The sequence below is a fragment of the Klenkia terrae genome (assembly GCF_900491935.1).
In the GTDB taxonomy this organism is placed as follows: domain Bacteria; phylum Actinomycetota; class Actinomycetes; order Mycobacteriales; family Geodermatophilaceae; genus Klenkia; species Klenkia terrae.
Window position 1 is genome coordinate 105,513 of record NZ_UEXK01000004.1, and the last position, 18,452, is coordinate 123,964.

At 74.8% G+C, this 18,452-nt stretch carries 18 protein-coding genes; 2 read left to right on the forward strand and 16 right to left on the reverse strand.

The features are described from left to right. Window positions 1-3 precede the first annotated feature (3 nt). From efp to LFA75_RS00770, 14 genes are all read right to left on the reverse strand, one after another. On the reverse strand, window positions 4-564 hold the full coding sequence (gene efp, locus LFA75_RS00705; RefSeq protein WP_225231860.1) for an elongation factor P: 561 nt from the start codon (window positions 562-564) through the stop codon (window positions 4-6). Next, window positions 565-1,632 carry a M24 family metallopeptidase gene (locus tag LFA75_RS00710; protein ID WP_225231861.1) on the reverse strand — a complete coding sequence of 356 codons (1,068 nt, stop codon included), beginning with the start codon at window positions 1,630-1,632 and terminating at the stop codon, window positions 565-567. After that, window positions 1,632-2,066 (reverse strand): type II 3-dehydroquinate dehydratase, encoded by a 435-nt coding sequence (aroQ, locus tag LFA75_RS00715; RefSeq protein ID WP_225231862.1) that lies wholly within the window; start codon window positions 2,064-2,066, stop codon window positions 1,632-1,634. Before aroQ ends, LFA75_RS00710 begins: the two co-directional genes overlap by 1 nt. Beyond that, complete coding sequence (gene aroB, locus LFA75_RS00720; protein ID WP_225231863.1) at window positions 2,063-3,166, reverse strand: 3-dehydroquinate synthase; 1,104 nt, start codon at window positions 3,164-3,166, stop codon at window positions 2,063-2,065. Before aroB ends, aroQ begins: the two co-directional genes overlap by 4 nt. Continuing rightward, window positions 3,163-3,699, reverse strand: coding sequence for a shikimate kinase (locus tag LFA75_RS00725; RefSeq protein WP_225231864.1), 537 nt, complete (start codon window positions 3,697-3,699; stop codon window positions 3,163-3,165). The genes aroB and LFA75_RS00725 overlap by 4 nt, the downstream gene beginning before the upstream one ends. Beyond that, window positions 3,696-4,877: a chorismate synthase gene (aroC, locus tag LFA75_RS00730; RefSeq protein WP_225231865.1), complete on the reverse strand. Its 1,182-nt coding sequence runs from the start codon at window positions 4,875-4,877 to the stop codon at window positions 3,696-3,698. The genes LFA75_RS00725 and aroC overlap by 4 nt, the downstream gene beginning before the upstream one ends. 36 nt (window positions 4,878-4,913) lie before the next feature. Beyond that, window positions 4,914-5,570: a prepilin peptidase gene (locus tag LFA75_RS00735; RefSeq protein WP_225231866.1), complete on the reverse strand. Its 657-nt coding sequence runs from the start codon at window positions 5,568-5,570 to the stop codon at window positions 4,914-4,916. 2 nt (window positions 5,571-5,572) lie between these two features. Continuing rightward, window positions 5,573-6,382 carry a shikimate dehydrogenase gene (locus tag LFA75_RS00740; protein WP_225231867.1) on the reverse strand — a complete coding sequence of 270 codons (810 nt, stop codon included), beginning with the start codon at window positions 6,380-6,382 and terminating at the stop codon, window positions 5,573-5,575. Beyond that, window positions 6,375-8,141: an endolytic transglycosylase MltG gene (mltG, locus tag LFA75_RS00745; protein ID WP_225231868.1), complete on the reverse strand. Its 1,767-nt coding sequence runs from the start codon at window positions 8,139-8,141 to the stop codon at window positions 6,375-6,377. The genes LFA75_RS00740 and mltG overlap by 8 nt, the downstream gene beginning before the upstream one ends. Window positions 8,142-8,145: 4 nt before the next feature. After that, window positions 8,146-8,607 (reverse strand): Holliday junction resolvase RuvX, encoded by a 462-nt coding sequence (ruvX, locus tag LFA75_RS00750; RefSeq protein WP_225231869.1) that lies wholly within the window; start codon window positions 8,605-8,607, stop codon window positions 8,146-8,148. After that, complete coding sequence (gene alaS, locus LFA75_RS00755; protein WP_225231870.1) at window positions 8,604-11,252, reverse strand: alanine--tRNA ligase; 2,649 nt, start codon at window positions 11,250-11,252, stop codon at window positions 8,604-8,606. Before alaS ends, ruvX begins: the two co-directional genes overlap by 4 nt. Window positions 11,253-11,306: 54 nt before the next feature. Next, window positions 11,307-11,612 (reverse strand): hypothetical protein, encoded by a 306-nt coding sequence (locus tag LFA75_RS00760; protein WP_225231871.1) that lies wholly within the window; start codon window positions 11,610-11,612, stop codon window positions 11,307-11,309. Further along, window positions 11,612-12,037 carry a DUF948 domain-containing protein gene (locus LFA75_RS00765; protein WP_225231872.1) on the reverse strand — a complete coding sequence of 142 codons (426 nt, stop codon included), beginning with the start codon at window positions 12,035-12,037 and terminating at the stop codon, window positions 11,612-11,614. Before LFA75_RS00765 ends, LFA75_RS00760 begins: the two co-directional genes overlap by 1 nt. A 97-nt stretch (window positions 12,038-12,134) precedes the next feature. Continuing rightward, a complete protein-coding gene (locus LFA75_RS00770; protein WP_225231873.1) occupies window positions 12,135-13,469 on the reverse strand; it encodes a replication-associated recombination protein A in 1,335 nt (444 codons plus the stop codon). 63 nt (window positions 13,470-13,532) lie between these two features. Between LFA75_RS00770 and LFA75_RS00775 the strand changes: the two genes are divergently transcribed. Beyond that, window positions 13,533-14,408 (forward strand): aldo/keto reductase, encoded by an 876-nt coding sequence (locus LFA75_RS00775; protein ID WP_225231874.1) that lies wholly within the window; start codon window positions 13,533-13,535, stop codon window positions 14,406-14,408. A gap of 217 nt (window positions 14,409-14,625) precedes the next feature. Next, on the forward strand, window positions 14,626-15,495 hold the full coding sequence (locus LFA75_RS00780) for a hypothetical protein (protein ID WP_225231875.1): 870 nt from the start codon (window positions 14,626-14,628) through the stop codon (window positions 15,493-15,495). Window positions 15,496-15,570: 75 nt separating this feature from the next. On the opposite strand, the gene LFA75_RS00785 is transcribed toward LFA75_RS00780, so the two are convergent. Further along, window positions 15,571-16,656: a pyridoxal-phosphate-dependent aminotransferase family protein gene (locus LFA75_RS00785; RefSeq protein WP_225231876.1), complete on the reverse strand. Its 1,086-nt coding sequence runs from the start codon at window positions 16,654-16,656 to the stop codon at window positions 15,571-15,573. 36 nt (window positions 16,657-16,692) lie between these two features. After that, a complete protein-coding gene (gene aspS / locus LFA75_RS00790) occupies window positions 16,693-18,441 on the reverse strand; it encodes an aspartate--tRNA ligase (protein WP_225231877.1) in 1,749 nt (582 codons plus the stop codon). Window positions 18,442-18,452 lie beyond the last annotated feature (11 nt).

Here is an 18,452-nt window from a genome sequence, read left to right on the forward strand (position 1 = left end):
GTGCTAGCTGACCCGGCCGAGGTACCGGCCGTCGCGGGTGTCGACCTTCAGCTTCTCGCCGGTGGTGATGAACAGCGGTACCTGGATCTCGGCGCCGGTCTCCAGCGTGGCCGGCTTGGTGCCGCCGGTGGAGCGGTCGCCCTGCAGGCCCGGGTCGGTGTGGGAGACGACGAGCTCCATGGTGACGGGCAGCTCGATGAACAGCGGCACGCTGTCGTGCACGGCCACCATGGCCTCGGTGTTCTCCAGCAGGTAGTTCGCCGCGTCGCCGACGGTGGCCGCCGACACCGGGATCTGGTCGAAGGTGTCGCCGTCCATGAAGACGAAGTCGGCGCCGTCCTTGTACAGGAAGGTCATCGTCCGCTTGTCCACGGTCGCGGTCTCGACCTTCAGCCCGGCGTTGAAGGTCTTGTCCACGACCTTGCCGCTGAGCACGTTCTTCAGGGTGGTCCGCACGAACGCGCCACCCTTGCCCGGCTTCACGTGCTGGAAGTCGGTCACGGTCCACAGCTGTCCGTCCAGCTTGAGGACGATGCCGTTCTTGAGGTCGTTGGTGGTAGCCATCTAGAGAACCAGCAGTTCCTTGCTCGTGAGGGTCAACAACTCGGGCTCGTCGGCCGTGACGACGAGGGTGTCCTCGATCCGGACACCGCCGTGCCCGGGGAGGTAGACCCCGGGTTCCACGGTGACGGCCATGCCGGCGGCCAGGGTACCCGCGCCCAGCGCCGAGATGCCCGGAGCCTCGTGGATCTCCAGGCCCACCCCGTGGCCGAGGCCGTGGGTGAAGTGCTCGCCGTGGCCGGCCGCGGCGATGACGTCGCGGGAGGCGGCGTCGACCGCGGTGACCTCGACACCGACCCCCAGCGCCGCCCGGCCGGCGGCCTGGGAGGCCTGCACCAGGGCGTAGACCTCGGTCTGCCAGTCCGCGGCGTGCCCGAGCACCAGGGTGCGGGTCATGTCGGAGTGGTAGCCGTCGAAGGTGGCCCCGAAGTCGAGCTTGAGGAAGTCCCCGCTGCGCAGCTCGGTGCCGTCGGGGCGGTGGTGCGGGATCGCGGAGTTGGCGCCGGTGGCCACGATGGTCTCGAAGGACACCGCCTCGGCACCCAGGGCGAGCATCCGGGCGTCGAGCTCGCGGCCGACCTCGCGCTCGGTGCGGCCGGGCCGCAGCGCGCCCTCGACGGCCAGCTCGGCCAGCGCCCGGTCGGCCACGGCGCAGGCCCGGCGCAGCGCGTCGACCTCGTCGTCGTCCTTGACCGCGCGCAGGTCCTCCACCGCGCGCTGCACGCTGACCAGCTCGGCGCCGTCGGCCGCCGCGGTGAGCGCCCGCAGCCCGTCGACGGTGACCACGTGGGACTCGTAGCCCAGCCGGCCGGTCGCCGTCCGGGCCAGCGCGGTGGCCGTGGCCCGGTCGACCAGCAGCTCCACGTCGGGGACCTGGGTGCCGGCCTGGGTGGTGTACCGGCCGTCGGTGCCGAACAGGTCGGCCCCGTCGGCCCGGACCAGCAGCGCGCCGTTGGAGCCGGTGAAACCGGTCAGGTACCGCACGTTGAGCAGCTCGGTGACCAGGACGGCGTCCAGCCCGCGCTCGGCCAGCACGGCGCGCAGCCGCTCCCGGCGTCCGGCGTGGTCCATCAGCGGACGCCCCGGTCGGCCAGGTAGCGCAGCGCCGCCTCGTAGCCGAAGACGCCGAGCCCGGCGACCACGCCGTCGGCGACGGCGGACACGTAGGAGTGGTGCCGGAAGGGCTCGCGGGCGTGCACGTTGGTGATGTGCACCTCGACGACCGGGGCGTCCACCTGGGCCAGCGCGTCGCGCAGCACGACCGAGGTGTGCGTCCACCCGGCGGCGTTGACCACCACGGCGGTGCCGGTGTCGGCGGCCTCGTGCACCCAGCCGAGCAGCTCGGCCTCGCTGTCGGTCTGCCGGACAGCGACGTCCTGACCCAGCTCGGCGGCCACCGCCTCGATCCGGGCGACCAGGTCGGCGTAGGTCGTGGTGCCGTACTTCTCGGGCTCGCGGCTGCCCAGCCGGCCGAGGTTCGCGCCGTTCAGCACGACGATGCTCACGGTGTCGCCTCCACTGCGGCCCAGGCTGTCCGCAGCCAGGCCTCGTCGGGATCGGTCAGGATGCCGGGGGCGCCGAGCCCGTCGAGGACGACGAACCGCAGCGCGGCCCCCCGGGACTTCTTGTCCACCGCCATCGCGGCGCGCAGCCGGTCGAAGTCGCCGGCGTAGCTCACCGGCAGGCCCATGGCACCGACCAGCTCACGGTGCCGGTCGGCGTCGGCCCGGGGAAGCCGGCCGGCGGCGACACCGAGCTCGGCGGCGAACACCAGGCCCACCGCGACCGCCTCGCCGTGCCGCCAGCCGAAGTCCTCGGCCTTCTCGATCGCGTGGCCGAGGGTGTGGCCGTAGTTGAGGAACTCCCGGCGCCCGGTGTCGTAGAGGTCCTCGCCCACCGCGTCGGCCTTGACCTGGATCGCCCGGGTGATCAGCTCGGTGGTGGCGCGGCGCCCGGTGGGGTCGGCGGCCAGCAGGTCGAGGATCGCGTCGTCGGCGATGAAGCCGCACTTGACCACCTCGGCCAGGCCCGACCGGAACTCCGGGTCGGGCAGCCCGTCGAGGGTGTCGGTGTCCACCAGGACGGCGACCGGTGGATGGAACGCGCCCACCAGGTTCTTGCCGGCCTCGGTGTTGATCCCGGTCTTGCCGCCGACCGCGGCGTCCACCATGCCCAGCAGGCTGGTGGGCACCTGCACGACCCGCACGCCGCGCAGCCAGGTGGCCGCGACGAACCCGGCGAGGTCGGTGACCGCTCCCCCGCCGACGCCGACGACGGCGTCGGTGCGGGTGTGGCCCAGCCGGCCCAGCTCGGTCCACAGCCCGGCGGCGACCTCGGCGGTCTTGGCCGCCTCGCCGTCGGGCACCACGACCGCCTCGGCGGCCAGCCCGGAACTCTGCAGCAGGGCCACCGCCTCGCCGGCCAGCGCGGCGGTCGACGCGGTGTGCACCACCGCGGCCCGGGTCGCCCCGGCCAGCACGGTCTGCGGGAGCAGGGCCAGCTCCTGGCGGACGCCGGGGCCGACCACCACGTCGTAGGGCCGGTCGCCGGCCACGGTGATGGTCGACCGGTCGCCGGGACGCAGGTCAGGCGGCGGGGCGGTCACGGGGCGGTGCCCACGGTCGGCAGGGCCGCGACGACCTCGGCGACCACGGCACCGACCGGCCGGCCGCCGGTCTGCAGGTGCAGGGTGGCCACCTCGCCGTACAGCGGCGCCCGCGTCTCGAGCATCTGGCGCAGCATCTGCCGCGGGTTGACCCCGAGGATCGGCCGGTCGCGGGACAGCCCGACCCGCTTGGCCGCGGTGGGCAGGTCGACGTCCAGCCAGACCACGGTGCCGCCGGCCCGGCCGTGCTCCACGAGCAGCGCGCGGGTGTGGGTGCTGGTCACGGCGCCGCCGCCGAGGGCCAGGACGCCCTCGTGCTCGGCCAGGGCCCGGGCGACGGCGCGCTCCTCCAGCGCCCGGAAGTGCGCCTCGCCGTGGGTCACGAAGACGTCGGCGACCGAGGTGCCGGCCTGCGCCTCGACGTCGTGGTCGGTGTCGCGGAACGCGGTGCCCAGCTCCTTGGCCAGCCGGGTGCCCACGGTGGTCTTGCCCGAGGCCGGCGGACCGACCAGCACCACCCGCGGGGCGGTCACCGCCACGTGAGCCCGTCCAGGTAGGCGGTCACGTTGCGGCGGGTCTCGGGCACCGAGTCACCGCCGAACTTCTCCAGGACGGCGTCGGCCAGCACCAGGGCCACCATCGCCTCCATCACCACCGAGCCGCGGGGCACCGCGCAGGCGTCGCTGCGCTGGTGGATCGCCTCGGCGGCCTCGCCGGTGGTGGTGTCCAGCGTGGCCAGGGCGCGGGGCACGGTGCTGATCGGCTTCATGGCCGCCCGCACGCGCAGCACCTCGCCGTTGGTCATGCCGCCCTCGATGCCGCCGGCGCGGTCGGTGCGCCGGGCGACGGTGCCCGGCCCGGTCACGTCGATCTCGTCGTGGGCCACCGACCCGCGGCGGCGGGCGGTCTCCAGGCCGTCGCCGACCTCGACCGCCTTGACCGACTGCACGCCCATGAGCGCACCGGCCAGCCGGCTGTCCAGCCGCCGGTCCCAGTGCACGTGGCTGCCCAGGCCCGGCGGCAGGCCGTGCACCACCACCTCGACGACGCCGCCCAGGGTGTCGCCGCTGTCGTGCGCGTCGTCGATCTCGGCCTGCATGCGGGCGCTGGTGGCCGGGTCGACGCAGCGCACCGGGTCGGCGTCCAGCGCGTCGGAGTCGTCGGGGCCGGGCAGCACGCCGTCGGGGGCGGTGACCGCGCCGATGCCGACCACGTGGCTGACCACGCGGACACCCAGGACCTGGTGCAGGAACGCCTCGGCGATCGCGCCCAGCGCGACCCGGGCGGCGGTCTCCCGGGCGCTGGCGCGCTCGAGCACGGGCCGGGCGTCGTCGAAGCCGTACTTCTGCATGCCGGCGAGGTCGGCGTGCCCCGGCCGCGGCCGGGTGAGCGGTGCGTTGCGGGCCCGGTTGGCGATCAGCTCCGGGTCGACCGGGTCGGCCGCCATGACCGTCGTCCACTTGGGCCACTCGGTGTTGCCCACCTGGACGGCGATCGGGCCGCCCTGGGTGCGGCCGTGCCGCACCCCGCCGGTGAGGGTGACGACGTCCTGCTCGAACGCCATGCGGGCGCCCCGACCATGGCCCAGCCGGCGCCGGGCGAGCTGGGCGTCGAGGTCGGAGGTCTGCACCTCCACGCCGGCGGGGAGTCCTTCGAGGATGGCGGTGAGCTGTGGGCCGTGCGACTCACCGGCGGTCAGCCAGCGCAACATGGGGTGGAGTGTGCCAGCCGGGTCCGACAGCCCTGCTCAGACCGGCCCGGCCAGCGCGAGGGCGAGCCCGGCGCCGACCAGCAGGGGCGGCCCGAAGGGCACCGCGGACCGCCAGCCGGCCCGCCGCAGGGCCAGCAGCACGAGGCTGCCCACCGCGCCGAGCAGCAGGCCGAGGAACACCCCGGTGACCACCAGCGACCCGCCGTCCCGCCAGCCCAGCAGCAGCCCGAGCGGCGCCATCAGCTTGACGTCGCCGAACCCCAGCCCGGCGGGGGCGAGCAGCCGGGCCACGGCGGCGACCGCGAACGCGGCCGCGCCCAGCACCACGCCGTCCAGCGCGCGCTGCACCGTGCCCTCGACGGCGGCGTCGACCACGACCGAGGCCAGCAGCACGACCAACGCGGGGAGGGTGACCACGTCGGGCAGGCGGTGGCTGGCCAGGTCGACCCCGGCCAGGACGACGGCCGCCGCGGTCAGCCAGAGCACGCCGACCAGCAGCGGCCGTGGTCCGGTCAGCGCGGCGGCACCGGCCAGCAGCCCGGCGGTGAGGACGGCGGTGACCCCGACCCGGAGCCGCCCGGGCGCGGCGTCGGGCGTGCGGGTGGCGAACCGGACGGTGGCCCGGGCCAGCCACGGACCCAGTGCGGCACCCAGCAGGCCGGCGGCGAGGGGCAGCACGGTCGCGGGCAGCACGGTCAGCGGGGGACGGCGGCGTCCAGCGCGGCGCGCATGGCCTCGATCGGCGCCGGCCGGCCGGTGATCAGCTCGACCTGGACGGTCGCCTGCCAGAACAGCACGTCCAGGCCGTGCACCGTGGTGCCGCCGGCCTCGGTGACCGCGGCCGCCAGCGGGGTCGGCCAGCCGGCGTAGAGCACGTCGAGGACGGTCTGGCCGGGCTGCCAGTGCAGGCCGGCGACCGTGGTCTGGCCGTCGGCGGGCACGGTGCTCACCACGACCGGGGCGGCGACCTCGGGCGTCTGGGCGAAGGTGGCCACCCGGGCGGTGACGTCCAGGGCGTCCAGCACGGCGACGACCCCGGCCGCCCGGGCGGGGTCGCGGACCACGACGTCCACCGTCTGCGCACCCAGGCTGGCCAGGGCGACCGCGGCGGCGCTCGCCGTCCCGCCGGCGCCGAGGATCGCGGCGTGCTCGACCCGCTCCACCCCGCCCAGCTGGAGTGCCATGCCGACCCCGGTGACGTCGGTGTTCTCCGCGCGCCACCCACCGGGCACCCGGACCAGGGTGTTGGCCGCGCCGAGCAGCAGCGGCAGCGCGTCGTGCTCGGTCGCGGCCAGCAGCGCCGCCTGCTTGCAGGGCATGGTCACCGAGAAGCCGCGCCACTCCTCGTCGAGGCCGGCCAGCAGGACGGGGAGCTCCTCGGCGCCGATGTCCAGCGCCTCGTAGGTCCAGTCCTCGAGCCCGAGGGCGGCGTAGGCGGCCCGGTGCAGCACCGGGCTCAGCGAGTGCGCGATCGGGCGACCGAGGACGGCGGCCCGCTCAGTCACCCGGGTTCTCGCGCAGCCACTGCTGGAACAGCGCCACGTTGGCGGCGTGCTCCTCCGCGGTGACGGCGAACCGGGTCTCGCCGGTGTCCGGGTTGACCACCACGAAGTAGATCCAGTCACCCGGCGTGGGGTTGAGCACCGCCTGCAGGGCCTCCTCGCCGGGGCTGTCGATCGCCCCCGGCGGCAGGCCGGCGTACCGGTAGGTGTTGTACGGCGAGTCCGTCGCCCGGTCGTCCGAGGTCGTGGTGATGCCGGACTTGCCGGTCGCGTAGTTCACCGTGGTGTCGAACTGCAGCGGCATGCCGTCGGCGATCCGGTTGTCGATGACGGTGGCGACCATGGCCATGTCCTCGGTGGTGGCGGCCTCGGCCTGCACCAGGCTGGCCTCGGTCAGCACGCGGAGCCGGTCGGCCTCGGGGATCTGCAGCGAGTCGAACGTCTGCTCCGCCCGGGACACCATGCCGCTGAGCACCTGCACGGCGGTCTGGTCGGGCTCGATGTCGTAGGTGGCCGGGAACAGGTGGCCCTCGAGCATGCCGTTGGCCCACGCCGGCAGGCCCAGCGCGGCGGGGTCCGCGGCGGCGGCCTGCAGGTCGGCGAGCGGGATCTCGGAGTTGTCGGCGATCCGCTGCAGCACCGCGTCCACCCGCAGGCCCTCGGGCACGGTCACCCGGGCGAACAGGCGGGACGCGGGGTCCAGCAGCCGGTCCAGCGCCGCCTGCCCGCTCATCTGCAGCGCCATGCTGTATACCCCGGGCTGGATGCCGGCGGCGGCCGGGTTGGCCGAGGCGGCGTCCACGAACGGGCCGGAGGACGCGACGACGTCGGCGGACACCAGGGTGTTGCCGATCGCGGTGAGCGAGTCGCCGCTCTCCACCCGGATCTGCACCTCGCCGCTGCCGGAGCCGGTGTAGTCCGCGGCGGTCGGGTTGACCTTGTCGATCAGCCACTGGCCGCCGACCACGATGCCCACGACCAGGCCGGCCAGGACCAGCAGGGACAGCAGGATCGTCACCGGACGGCGCTTGCGGCGCGGTCCGCGGGACGCCGACCCGCCGCGGCCGCGCCGGCCCCGGCGACCCCGCTCGTCCTCGTCGTCGCCGCCGATGACCTCCAGGCCGCCGGTCTGGTCCCACGCCGGGTGCTCCCCGGTGGCCGGGTGCCGCTCGGCGACCGGGTGCTCGTCGGCGTAGGGGTGCTCGTCGGTGTAGGCGTGCTGGTCCGCGACCGGGTGCTCGTCGGTGTACGGGTGTCCGTCGGCGACCGGGTGCTCGTCGGTGTAGGCGTGCTCATCGGTGTACGGGTGCTCGTCGGTGACCGGGTGGTCGTCCCGGGCGGTGCCGGTGGCCACGGGGGCGTGCCGGTCGGTGGCGTCCTCGTCGTCCCAGCGGGCCAGCGGCTCGGGGGCGCGCACCGCGGGGCGCTCGCCGGTGGACCCGAGGACCAGGCCGGACAGGGCCGACACCGGGGGTCGCGGCAGCGGACCGCGGGCGGACGGGCGGGCGCCGGGCGCCAGCGGGGTGCGCCGGGTGGCGTCGTCGTCGGGCTCGGCGGGGGCGGCGGGCCGCACCTCGCGGGCGGCCTCCTCGGCCGCCCGGCGCCGGGCCCGGCGACCGCTGGTCAGCGGACCGGTCGGGTCGTCGGTGACCACCGGGATCTCCCCGGTCTGCCACTCGCGCAGGATGTCCGCGGCGGGTCGGCCCTCGCCCTCGCCCTCGCCGCCGTGCCTGCGCCGTCGTCCGGTGCCCTCGTCGCTCACGCGGTCACCGACCGCCCGCTGTGCGGCTGCGATCCAGGTGGCTCTGCAGGATCACCACGGCGGCCTCCTGGTCGATCACGGAGCGCTGCCGACGGGCGTCGATGCCGCGCGCACGCAGGTGACTGGCTGCGGTCACGGTGGAGAGCCTTTCGTCGACGAGACGCACCGGGACGTCCCCGATCCGAGTGGCCAGTGAACCAGCGTAGGCGCCCGCATCGGCGGCAGAGGCCCCGGACGCACCCGAGAGGTGCCTCGGGTCCCCCACCACCACCTCCACCACCTCGTGTTCCACCACGAGCGCGGCCAACCGGTCGAGATCGGTGCCCTTGCCCGAGCGCCGCAGGGTCACCAGCGGCGAGGCCAGAAATCCGGTGGCGTCGGACATCGCCACGCCGACCCGGACGGTGCCGACGTCCACCCCGAGCCGCCGGCCGGGTACCCACACCGGCGGCTCCGGGGAGGTCACGCCTGCAGCGCCTGCTCGACGGCAGCCAGCGCGGCCGGGATGCCGGCCGGGTCGGTGCCACCGCCCTGGGCGACGTCGGCCTTGCCGCCGCCACGCCCACCCACCGGGCCGGCCGCGGCCTTGAGCAGGTCGTTGGCCGACAGCCCGCGCTCCTGGGCGACCGGGTTGACCGCGGCGACCAGCGCGACCTTGCCCTCGGACTCCGACGCCAGGACGACGGCGGCCGGCCGCTCGGTGCCCAGCCGGCCGCGGACGTCGAGCACGAGCCCGCGCAGGTCGCCGCCGGACAGGCCGGCCGGCGACCCGGTGACCAGCTGGACGCCGCCCACCTCGCGGGCCGCCGCGGCCAGGTCACCGGCGGCGGCGAGCGTCTGCGCGCCGCGCAGCTCGGCCAGCTCCCGCTCGGCCTCGCGCTGGCGGGCCAGCATGCCCGACACCCGCTCGACCAGGCCGTCCTGCGGGGTCTTGAGCAGGTCGGCGAGCTGGCGCACCAGGTCGCGCTCGCGGGCCAGGTAGCGGAAGCCCTCCAGGCTGACGACGGCCTCCACGCGGCGGGAGCCCGAGCCGACCGAGCTCTCGCCGGTCAGCGCCAGCGGGCCGATCTGCGCGCTGCCGCGGACGTGGGTGCCACCGCACAGCTCGCGGGACCACTCGCCGCCGATCTCGACGACGCGGACCTGCTCGCCGTAGGTCTCGCCGAACAGCGCCAGCGCGCCGAACTCGCGGGCCTCGGGCAGCGACATCCACAGCGCGCGGACCGCCTGGTCCTCCCGCACGGCGGCGTTGGCGACGTCCTCGATGTCGCTGCGCTGCTGCGCGGTCAGCGCCCCCTGCCAGGCGAAGTCCAGCCGGAGGTAGCCGGGGCGGTTGTAGGACCCGGCCTGCAGCGCCTGGGGGCCGAGCACCCGGCGCAGCGCCGCGTGCACCACGTGGGTGCCCGAGTGCGCCTGGCAGGCCGACCGGCGCCACTCCAGGTCGACCTCGGCGGCCAGCTCCACGCCACCGCGCAGCTCGCCCTCCAGCACCCGCACCTGGTGGGCCACCAGGCCCTTGACCGGGCGCTGCACGTCGACGACCTCGGCCCGGCCGCCGTCCCAGACCAGGTGCCCGGCGTCGGCCACCTGCCCGCCGGACTCGGCGTAGAAGGGCGTGGCGTCCAGGACGACGCGGGTCAGCTCGCCCGGGCCGGCGACGTCGGCGTCGCCGACCACGCCGAGCACCCGGCTCTCGGTGCGCAGCGTCTCGTAGGCCAGCCAGTCGGTCGGACCGTGCTGGGCCAGCAGCTCGGAGAACCGGGAGACGTCGACCCCGCCGGTGCGCTTGGACCGGGCGTCGGCCCGGGCGCGGTCCCGCTGCTCGGCCATGAGGGCGCGGAACCCCGCCTCGTCGACGGTGACGCCCTGCTCGGCGGCCATCTCCAGGGTCAGGTCGATCGGGAAGCCGTAGGTGTCGTGCAGCTGGAAGGCCTGCGCCCCGGGCAGCTGCGGGGTGCCGGCGTCCTTGAGCTGGGTGACCGCGGTGTCCAGCAGCGCGGTGCCGGCGACGAGGGTGCGCGCGAACGCCTCCTCCTCGGCGTAGGCGACCGAGCTGATCCGTTCGAAGTCGGTGGCCAGGTCGGGGTAGCTCGGGCTCATGGCGTCCCGGCTGACCGGCAGCAGGGTGGGCAGCACCGCGCCCTCCACCCCGAGCAGCCGCATCGAGCGGACCGCGCGGCGCAGCAGGCGGCGCAGGATGTAGCCGCGGCCCTCGTTGCCGGGCGTGACGCCATCGCCGATGATCATCAGCCCGGAGCGGACGTGGTCGGCGACCACCCGCAGCCGGACGTCGGTGTCGTGGTCGGCGCCGTAGGTGACCCCGGCGAGCTCGGCGGCCCTGCGCAGGACCGGGGCGACCTCGTCGATCTCGTACATGTTGTCCACGCCCTGCAGCAGGAACGCGACCCGCTCCAGGCCCATGCCGGTGTCGATGTTCTTGCGGGGCAGCTCGCCGAGGATCGGGAAGTCCTTGCCCTCCCCGTCGCCCCGCTCGAACTGCATGAAGACGAGGTTCCAGATCTCCAGGAACCGGTCACCGGTCGGGTCGTTCTCCGGCCCGCCGTCGGGGCCGTAGGCCGGCCCGCGGTCGTAGTGGATCTCCGAGCAGGGTCCGGCCGGGCCCGAGGCACCGGTGGACCAGTAGTTGTCGTCCATGCCCCGGCGCTGGATGCGCTCGGCCGGGACGTAGGCCTGCCACGCCTCGAACGCCTCGTCGTCGTCCAGGTAGACCGTCGGCCAGATGCGGTCGGCCGCCAGACCCAGCCCGCCGTCGTCCACGCTGCCGGTGACCAGCTCCCAGGCGAACCGGATGGCCTCGGCCTTGAAGTAGTCGCCGAAGGAGAAGTTGCCGTTCATCTGGAAGAACGTGCCGTGCCGCGTGGTCTTGCCGACCTCCTCGATGTCGAGGGTGCGCACGCACTTCTGCACGCTGGTGGCCCGCGGGTACGGGGCCGGCTCGCGACCGGTCAGGTACGGGATGAACGGCACCATGCCGGCGACGGTGAACAGCAGTGACGGGTCCGGGGACACCAGCGAGGCGCTGGCGACGACGGTGTGCCCGCGCGCCTCGAAGTGCTCCAGGAAACGACGGCGGATCTCGGCGGTCTGCATCTCAGCTCGTTCTCGGTCGGGCCCGGCGGGGCGCCCGGGGTGCGGTGGGGTGGGTCAGGAGTCGGCGGCGTGCGCGCCGCGGCGGGCGTTGATCGCGGCCTGGCCGCCGGCGGTGGCCTCGTCGCGGGTGGGGAGCGGGGCGTCCAGGCCGGTGCCCTCGCGCAGCTCGTCCTCGCGCGAGGCGGCCGCGGCCCGGACGTCGGCGCCGAAGTCGGCGATGGCGTCGCCCAGGTCGCGCAGGCCGTCGGCGAGCTGACCGGCGATCGACTGCGGGGTCAGCCGCTCGGCGGCGGCGGACATCTTGCGGACGACGAGCACGCCGATCGTGGCGCCCATGGCCAGCCAGAAGATGCGGCGCATCAGGCGGCCCGCCGTGCTGCCCGGCGAGCTCGGCGCTCGGCCTTCTGGTCACGCTGGCTGGAGGCGAGGGCCTGCCCCTCGCGCTTCTTGCTGACCGCGCTGCGCACGCCGTAGCTGAAGGCGGCGGCCTTGATCAGCGGGCTGCCCAGGGTGGCGGCGAACACGCTGGTCAGGGCTGCGACGTTGCTGGAGACGTTGGCGGCGTTGCCGGTGATGTCGTCGACCCGCTCCAGGTTGGCGTTCACGTGGGTGACCGTCGTGGAGGCCTGGCTGAGGATGGGCTGGCTCTGCTCGCGGACCTGGCGGATGGTCAGCGTGGTCTCGTCGAGCGTGCGGCCCAGCTTGAGCAGCGGCACGGCGAGCAGCACCACCAGCAGCACCAACGCGCCGGCGGCGACCAGCCCGGCGATCTCTCCTGCGGACACGTGGTGTCTCCCTGTACTCGTCGATGGGTGTTCGTCGATCGGTCTGCGGGCCCGGGTGTCTCCAGGCTCGGGTCACCCTAGCCGCGGGCCCCGACGGTCAGCGTCGGCGCCGGACGATCGCGCGCAGCTTGGCCAGCCGGGCGCCGATCGCGGCCTCGGCGCCGCGGCCGGTCGGGCGGTAGTAGTCCCGGCCCACCAGGGCGTCGGGTGGGTACTGCTGGGCCAGCACGCCGTCGGGGTGGTCGTGCGGGTAGCTGTAGGTCGACCCGTGGCCCAGCTTCTTCGCCCCGGCGTAGTGCGCGTCGCGCAGGCCCGGCGGCACCGGCCCGGCCAGCCCCGCCCGGACGTCGCCCACGGACTCCCCGATCGCCACGGTCAGCGCGTTGGACTTCGGCGCGGTCGCCAGGTGGACGGTGGCCTGGGCGAGGGCGAAGTGGCCCTCGGGCATGCCGATGAACGCCACCGCGTCGGCCGCGGCGACGGCCACCTGCAGGGCGGTCGGGTCGGCCATGCCGATGTCCTCGCTGGCGCTGATCACCAGCCGGCGGGCGATGAAGCGGGGGTCCTCCCCCGCCTCCACCATCCGGGCCAGGTAGTGCATCGCGGCGTCGACGTCGGACCCGCGGATGCTCTTGATCAGCGCGCTGGCGACGTCGTAGTGCTGGTCGCCCTGGCGGTCGTAGCGCACGGCGGCCTGGGCGACCGCGGTCTCCAGGGTGGCCAGGTCCAGCACGTCGACCCCGGCCGCCGTCGCCGCCCCGGCACCGGACTCCAGCGCGGTGAGCGCCTTGCGGGCATCGCCCCCGGCCACCCGCAGCAGGTGGTCCTCGGCGTCCTGCGCCAGCGTGATCGCGCCGGCCAGGCCGCGCTCGGAGGCGATCGCCCGGTGCAGCACCTCCCGGACGTCGTCGTCGGACAGCGACTGCAGGGCGAGCACCAGCGACCGGGACAGCAGCGGGCTGACCACCGAGAAGAACGGGTTCTCCGTGGTGGCGGCGATCAGGCTGACGATCCGGTCCTCCACCGCGGACAGCAGGGAGTCCTGCTGGGTCTTGGAGAACCGGTGCACCTCGTCGATGAAGAGCACCGTGCGCCGGTTGCCGTGCACCAGCTCGCTCTTGGCGGCCGCGATGACCGCGCGGACCTCCTTGACCCCGGCGTCCAGGGCCGACAGCTGCACGAACTTGCGCTTGGTGGCCAGCGAGATGACGTGCGCGAGGGTGGTCTTGCCGGTGCCCGGCGGGCCGTAGAGGACCAGCGACATGGGCTCGTCGGCCTCGACCAGGCGGCGCAGCGGGGCGCGCGGGCCGAGCAGGTGCTTCTGGCCGACCACCTCGTCCAGCGCGCGCGGGCGCATCCGGACGGCGAGCGGGGACCCGGGGTCCACGACGGTCGACCGTTCCTCCGGGTCGGGGTCGAACAGCGTGCTCACGGTTCGACGCTACCTGCGTGGGCAGTCACACCCGACGGATCTCCAGACCGAGAGGACCCCCTCGTGCAGCACCGCACCATCGGCAACGACGTCGTCGGCCGGGTCACCGTGTCGGCCATCGGCCTGGGCGCCATGCCCCTGTCCATCACCCCCCAGCGCCCGTCGGCGGAGGCGGCCGAGGCCGTCGTCCACGCGGCGCTGGACGCCGGGGTCACCCTCATCGACACCGCGGACGCCTACTGCCTCGACGACACCGAGGTGGGCCACAACGAGCGCACGGTGGCGGCCGCCGTCCGGTCGTGGGGCGGGACGGACGACGTCCTCATCGCGACCAAGGGCGGGCACACCCGGCCCGGCGGCACCGAGTGGGGCCTGGACGGCTCACCTGAGTACCTGGAGCGGGCGTGCGACGCCTCGCTGCAGGCCCTCGGCGTGGACGCCATCGGGCTCTACCAGTTCCACCGGCCCGACCCGCAGACCCCGTGGGCGGACTCGATGGGCGCGCTCAAGGACCTCTACGACGCCGGCAAGGTGCGGATGGTCGGGGTGTCCAACGCCGACATCGGCCAGATCGACGAGGCCCGGGCCATCTGCGGCGACGCCTTCGTCAGCGTGCAGAACCAGTTCTCCCCCGGCTACCGCTCGTCGGCCGGCGAGCTGGCGCACTGCGCGGCCAACGGCATCGCCTGGTTCCCCTGGAGCCCGTTCGGCGGGATGGGCGACGCCGGCTCGCTGGCGACCACCGCCGCCGAGTTCGGCGCGGTCGCCGAGGAGCTGGGTGTCTCGGTGTACCAGGTGACGCTGGCCTGGCACCTCGCCCAGGCCGACGTGGTCATCCCCATCCCCGGCGCGAGCAAGCCGCGGAGCATCCAGGACTCGGCCGCCGCCACCCACGTGCAGCTGACCGCCGAGCACCTGGCCAGGCTGAACAACGCCTGACCCCGCCCCCGCCCGGCGGAGTTGATCATCGTCAGCTGCAGGTCGGACACGCCGTCCCCCGGCGCGCCCTGGCTGCACCTGACGATGATCAACTCCCTGGGGGTTGGCCTAGCAGGCTGCACGGCCGGGCGTTCGTGGGCGTGCACATCAGGGGGTGTTGTCCACCGGTCGCCCGACCGGCCTCCACGGATGTCTGCGGCGGTCCACGGTCGCCGGCATGGACGTCCCCCGGGTGCTGACCTCCGCCGCAGCGACCGCCGCCGGTGCCGGCCGGGGTCGGCGGCAGGGCGCCGACTGGCTGCACCTGGCGCACGACCGCTGGGTCCAGCTCGACGACGCGCTCGACGGCAGGGAGCAGCTCGCGCTGCTCGCCCAGGGACTGCCGGACGACGCCGCCTTCAGCCACCTCACCGCCGCGCACCTGCTGGGCGCCCACGTCGACCTGCCGGCGCGGCCCACCGTCGCGCTCACCCCGCGCCGCGTGCTCCCCCAGCGGGCCGAGGTGGTCACCCGGATCCGCACGCTGGCCCACGAGGACGTCGTCGAGCGCGACGGGATGCGGGTGACCAGCGGAGCGCAGACCTTCCTGGACTGCGCTGCCGTGATGTCCGCCGACGAGCTGTGCGCCGTCGGCGACGCGCTGCTGCGCTCGGGAGCCGTGACCGCCGAGGAGCTGGCCGACCGCCTGGCCCGGGCCGGGCGGGCCCGCGGCGTGGTCCGGGCCCGGGCGGTGGCGCCGCACCTGGACGCCCGGGCGATGTCCCGGCCGGAGAGCCAGATCCGCTGGTGGCTGGTCGACAGCGACCTGCCGCCGGTCCAGCCGCAGGTGCCCGTCCGCGACCGGTGGGGCACGGTCGTCGCCCACGGCGACCTCGGGTGGGAGGAGTGGCGCGTGCTGGAGGAGTACGAGGGACGCCAGCACGCCGAGCGCGACCAGTTCGAGCGGGACGTCGACCGGTACTCGCTGATGGCCGCCGACGGCTACCTGCTGCTGCGCTTCGCCGCCCGGCACCGCAACGCCCGCACGGTCGTGGACCGCAGCCGCCGTGCGCTGCTCACCCGCGGCTGGCGCCCACCCCGTCGTTGATCATCGCCTCGTGCAGGTGGGACACGCCGTCGGAGGGCGTGTCCCACCTGCAGCTGACGATGATCAACAGGCCCCTCAGGCGAGGACGGCGTCCAGGGCGGCCAGGACGAGGGCGACCGAGTCCGGGCGGGCGTTGTGGCCCATCAGGCCGATCCGCCAGACGGTGGCGGCGAACTCGCCGACGCCGCCGCCGATCTCGATGCCGTACTCGTCCAGCAGGCGCTTGCGCACGGCGGCGGAGTCGACGCCGTCGGGCACCCACACGGTGGTCAGCTCCGGCAGCCGGTGGCCGGCCGCGGCGAACAGCCGCATGCCGCGGGCCTCGAGGCCGGACTGCAGCGCAGCACCGGCGGCGGCGTGCCGGGCGTGGACGGCGTCCAGGCCCTCCTCGAGCACCCGGCCCAGGCCGGCGTGCAGCGAGACGACCATGCCGGTCGGCGCGGTGTGGTGGTAGGTCCGCCCACCCGAGCCGCCGGCCTCGCCGGCGTACCCGCCGAGCAGACCGAGGTCGAGGTACCAGGACTGCGGCCGGGTGATCCGCCGCTCCCACGCCCGGTCGCTGATGGTGAACGGCGCCAGGCCGGGCGCGACGCCCAGGCACTTCTGCGAGCCCGAGTAGGCGATGTCCACGCCCCACTCGTCCAGGGCGACCGGGATGCCGCCCAGCGACGTCACGCAGTCGGCGACCAGCAGCGCATCGCCCTTGCCGGCGCCCAGCGCGGCCATGTCGGACTCCACGCCGGTGGAGGTCTCGGCGTGCACCGCGGCGATGACCTTGGGCGAGGGGTGCGCGGCCAGCACCCGGTCGGCGTCGACCGGCTGCCCCCACTCGTGGTCGACGGTGACCACCTCGGCGCCGGTGCGGGAGGCGACCTCGGCCATCCGTTGGCCGAAGAGCCCGTTGACCGCGACGACGGCGACGTCGCCGGGGCCCAGCGTGTTGACGAACGCCGCCTCCATGCCCGCGGACCCGGTGGCCGACAGCGGCAGCGTGCGCCGGTTCTGCGTGCCGAAGACGGTGCGCAGACGGTCGGACGTCTCGTCCAGCACCTGGAGGAAGAGCGGGTCGAGGTGACCCAGCAGCGGCTGCCCGAGGGCGACCGTCGCCTCCGGGTAGGGGTTGCAGGGTCCGGGTCCGAGCAGGGTGCGGGCGCGCAGCATGTGAGCCACGCTACCCAGCACCCCTGGACGTCCGGGTCAGGCCTCCGCGGCGGCCGGCTTCGCGGGGGGCTCGACCCAGTCGATGCCGGCCTCCTTGCGCTGCGCGTCGCTGATCGGCGTCGGGGCACCGGTCAGCGGGTCGTAGCCGGCCCCGGTCTTCGGGAAGGCGATGACCTCGCGGATGGAGTCCACGCCGGCCAGCAGCGCGGTCAGCCGGTCCCAGCCCAGCGCGGCGCCGGCGTGCGGCGGCGGGCCGTAGGCGAAGGCCTCCAGGAAGAACCCGAACCGGTCGCGGGCCTCCTCGCGGGACATGCCGAGGGTCTCGAACACCCGCTCCTGCAGCGCGGCGTCGTGGATGCGGACCGAGCCGGACATGCACTCGTTGCCGTTGATCACCAGGTCGTAGGCGTCGGACAGCGCCGCACCCTTGTCGTCGGCGAACCGCTCCCGCCACTCCGGGGTGGGCGAGGTGAAGGGGTGGTGCATGAAGGTCCACCCCCCCTCCTCGGTCTCCTCGAACATCGGGAAGTCCACGACGAACAGGAACGACCAGGACCCGGGCTCGATGAGCTCCAGCCGCTTGGCGATCTCGTTGCGGGCGGCGCCCAGCAGCTCCTGGGAGGTCCGGCGCTGGCCGGCGGCGAAGAAGATGCAGTCGCCGGGCTTCGCGCCCACGGCCTCGACCAGGCCGGCCCGCTCGGTGTCGGAGATGTTCTTGGTGACCGGGCCGCCCAGCGTGCCGTCCTCGGCGACGGTGACGTAGGCCAGGCCCTTGGCCCCGCGCGAGCGGGCCCAGTCCTGCCAGGCGTCGAACGTGCGGCGGGGCTGCGAGCCACCGCCGGGCATGACGACGGCGCCGACGTAGGGCGACTGGAACACCCGGAACGGGGTGTCGGCGAAGAACTCGGTCAGCTCGGTGAGCTCGAGGCCGAACCGCAGGTCGGGCTTGTCGGACCCGAAGCGGTCCATCGCCTCGCGGTAGGTCATCCGCGGGATCTCGCCGACGTCGTGGGCGGCGAGCTCCTTCCACAGCGCGGTGACCACGGAGGAGGCCACGTCCAGGACGTCGTCCCGGTCGACGAAGCTCATCTCGAAGTCCAGCTGGGTGAACTCCGGCTGCCGGTCGGCGCGGAAGTCCTCGTCCCGGAAGCACCGGGCGATCTGGTAGTACCGCTCGAGCCCGCCGATCATCAGCAGCTGCTTGAACAGCTGCGGCGACTGCGGCAGCGCGTACCAGGAGCCGGGCTGCAGGCGCACCGGGACGACGAAGTCGCGGGCGCCCTCGGGGGTGGAGCGGGTCAGCGACGGCGTCTCGACCTCGGTGAACCCCTTGCCGGCCATGACGCCGCGGGCCACCCGGTTGATCTCGCTGCGCAGCTTCATGACCGATGCCGGGCCCTGCCGCCGCAGGTCGAGGTAGCGGTAGGTGTAGCGGACGTCGTCCCCGGCGGCCTGCGCGGTCTCGATCGGGAACGGCAGCGGCGCCGACGTCGACAGCACCTGCAGGGTCGAGGCGACGACCTCGATCTCGCCCGAGGGCAGCTCCGGGTTCTCGTTGCCGTCCGGGCGGGCCTGCACCTGCCCGGTCACCAGCACGCAGAACTCGTTGCGCAGCGCGTGCGCGTCGGACTCCCGGACGACGACCTGGGCGTAGCCGGAGCCGTCGCGCAGGTCCAGGAAGACCACCCCGCCGTGGTCGCGGCGGCGGGCGATCCAGCCGGCGAGGGTGACGGTGGTGCCGGCGTCGGCAGCGCGGAGGGTGCCGGCGTCGTGGGTGCGGAGCACGGGAGTGCCTT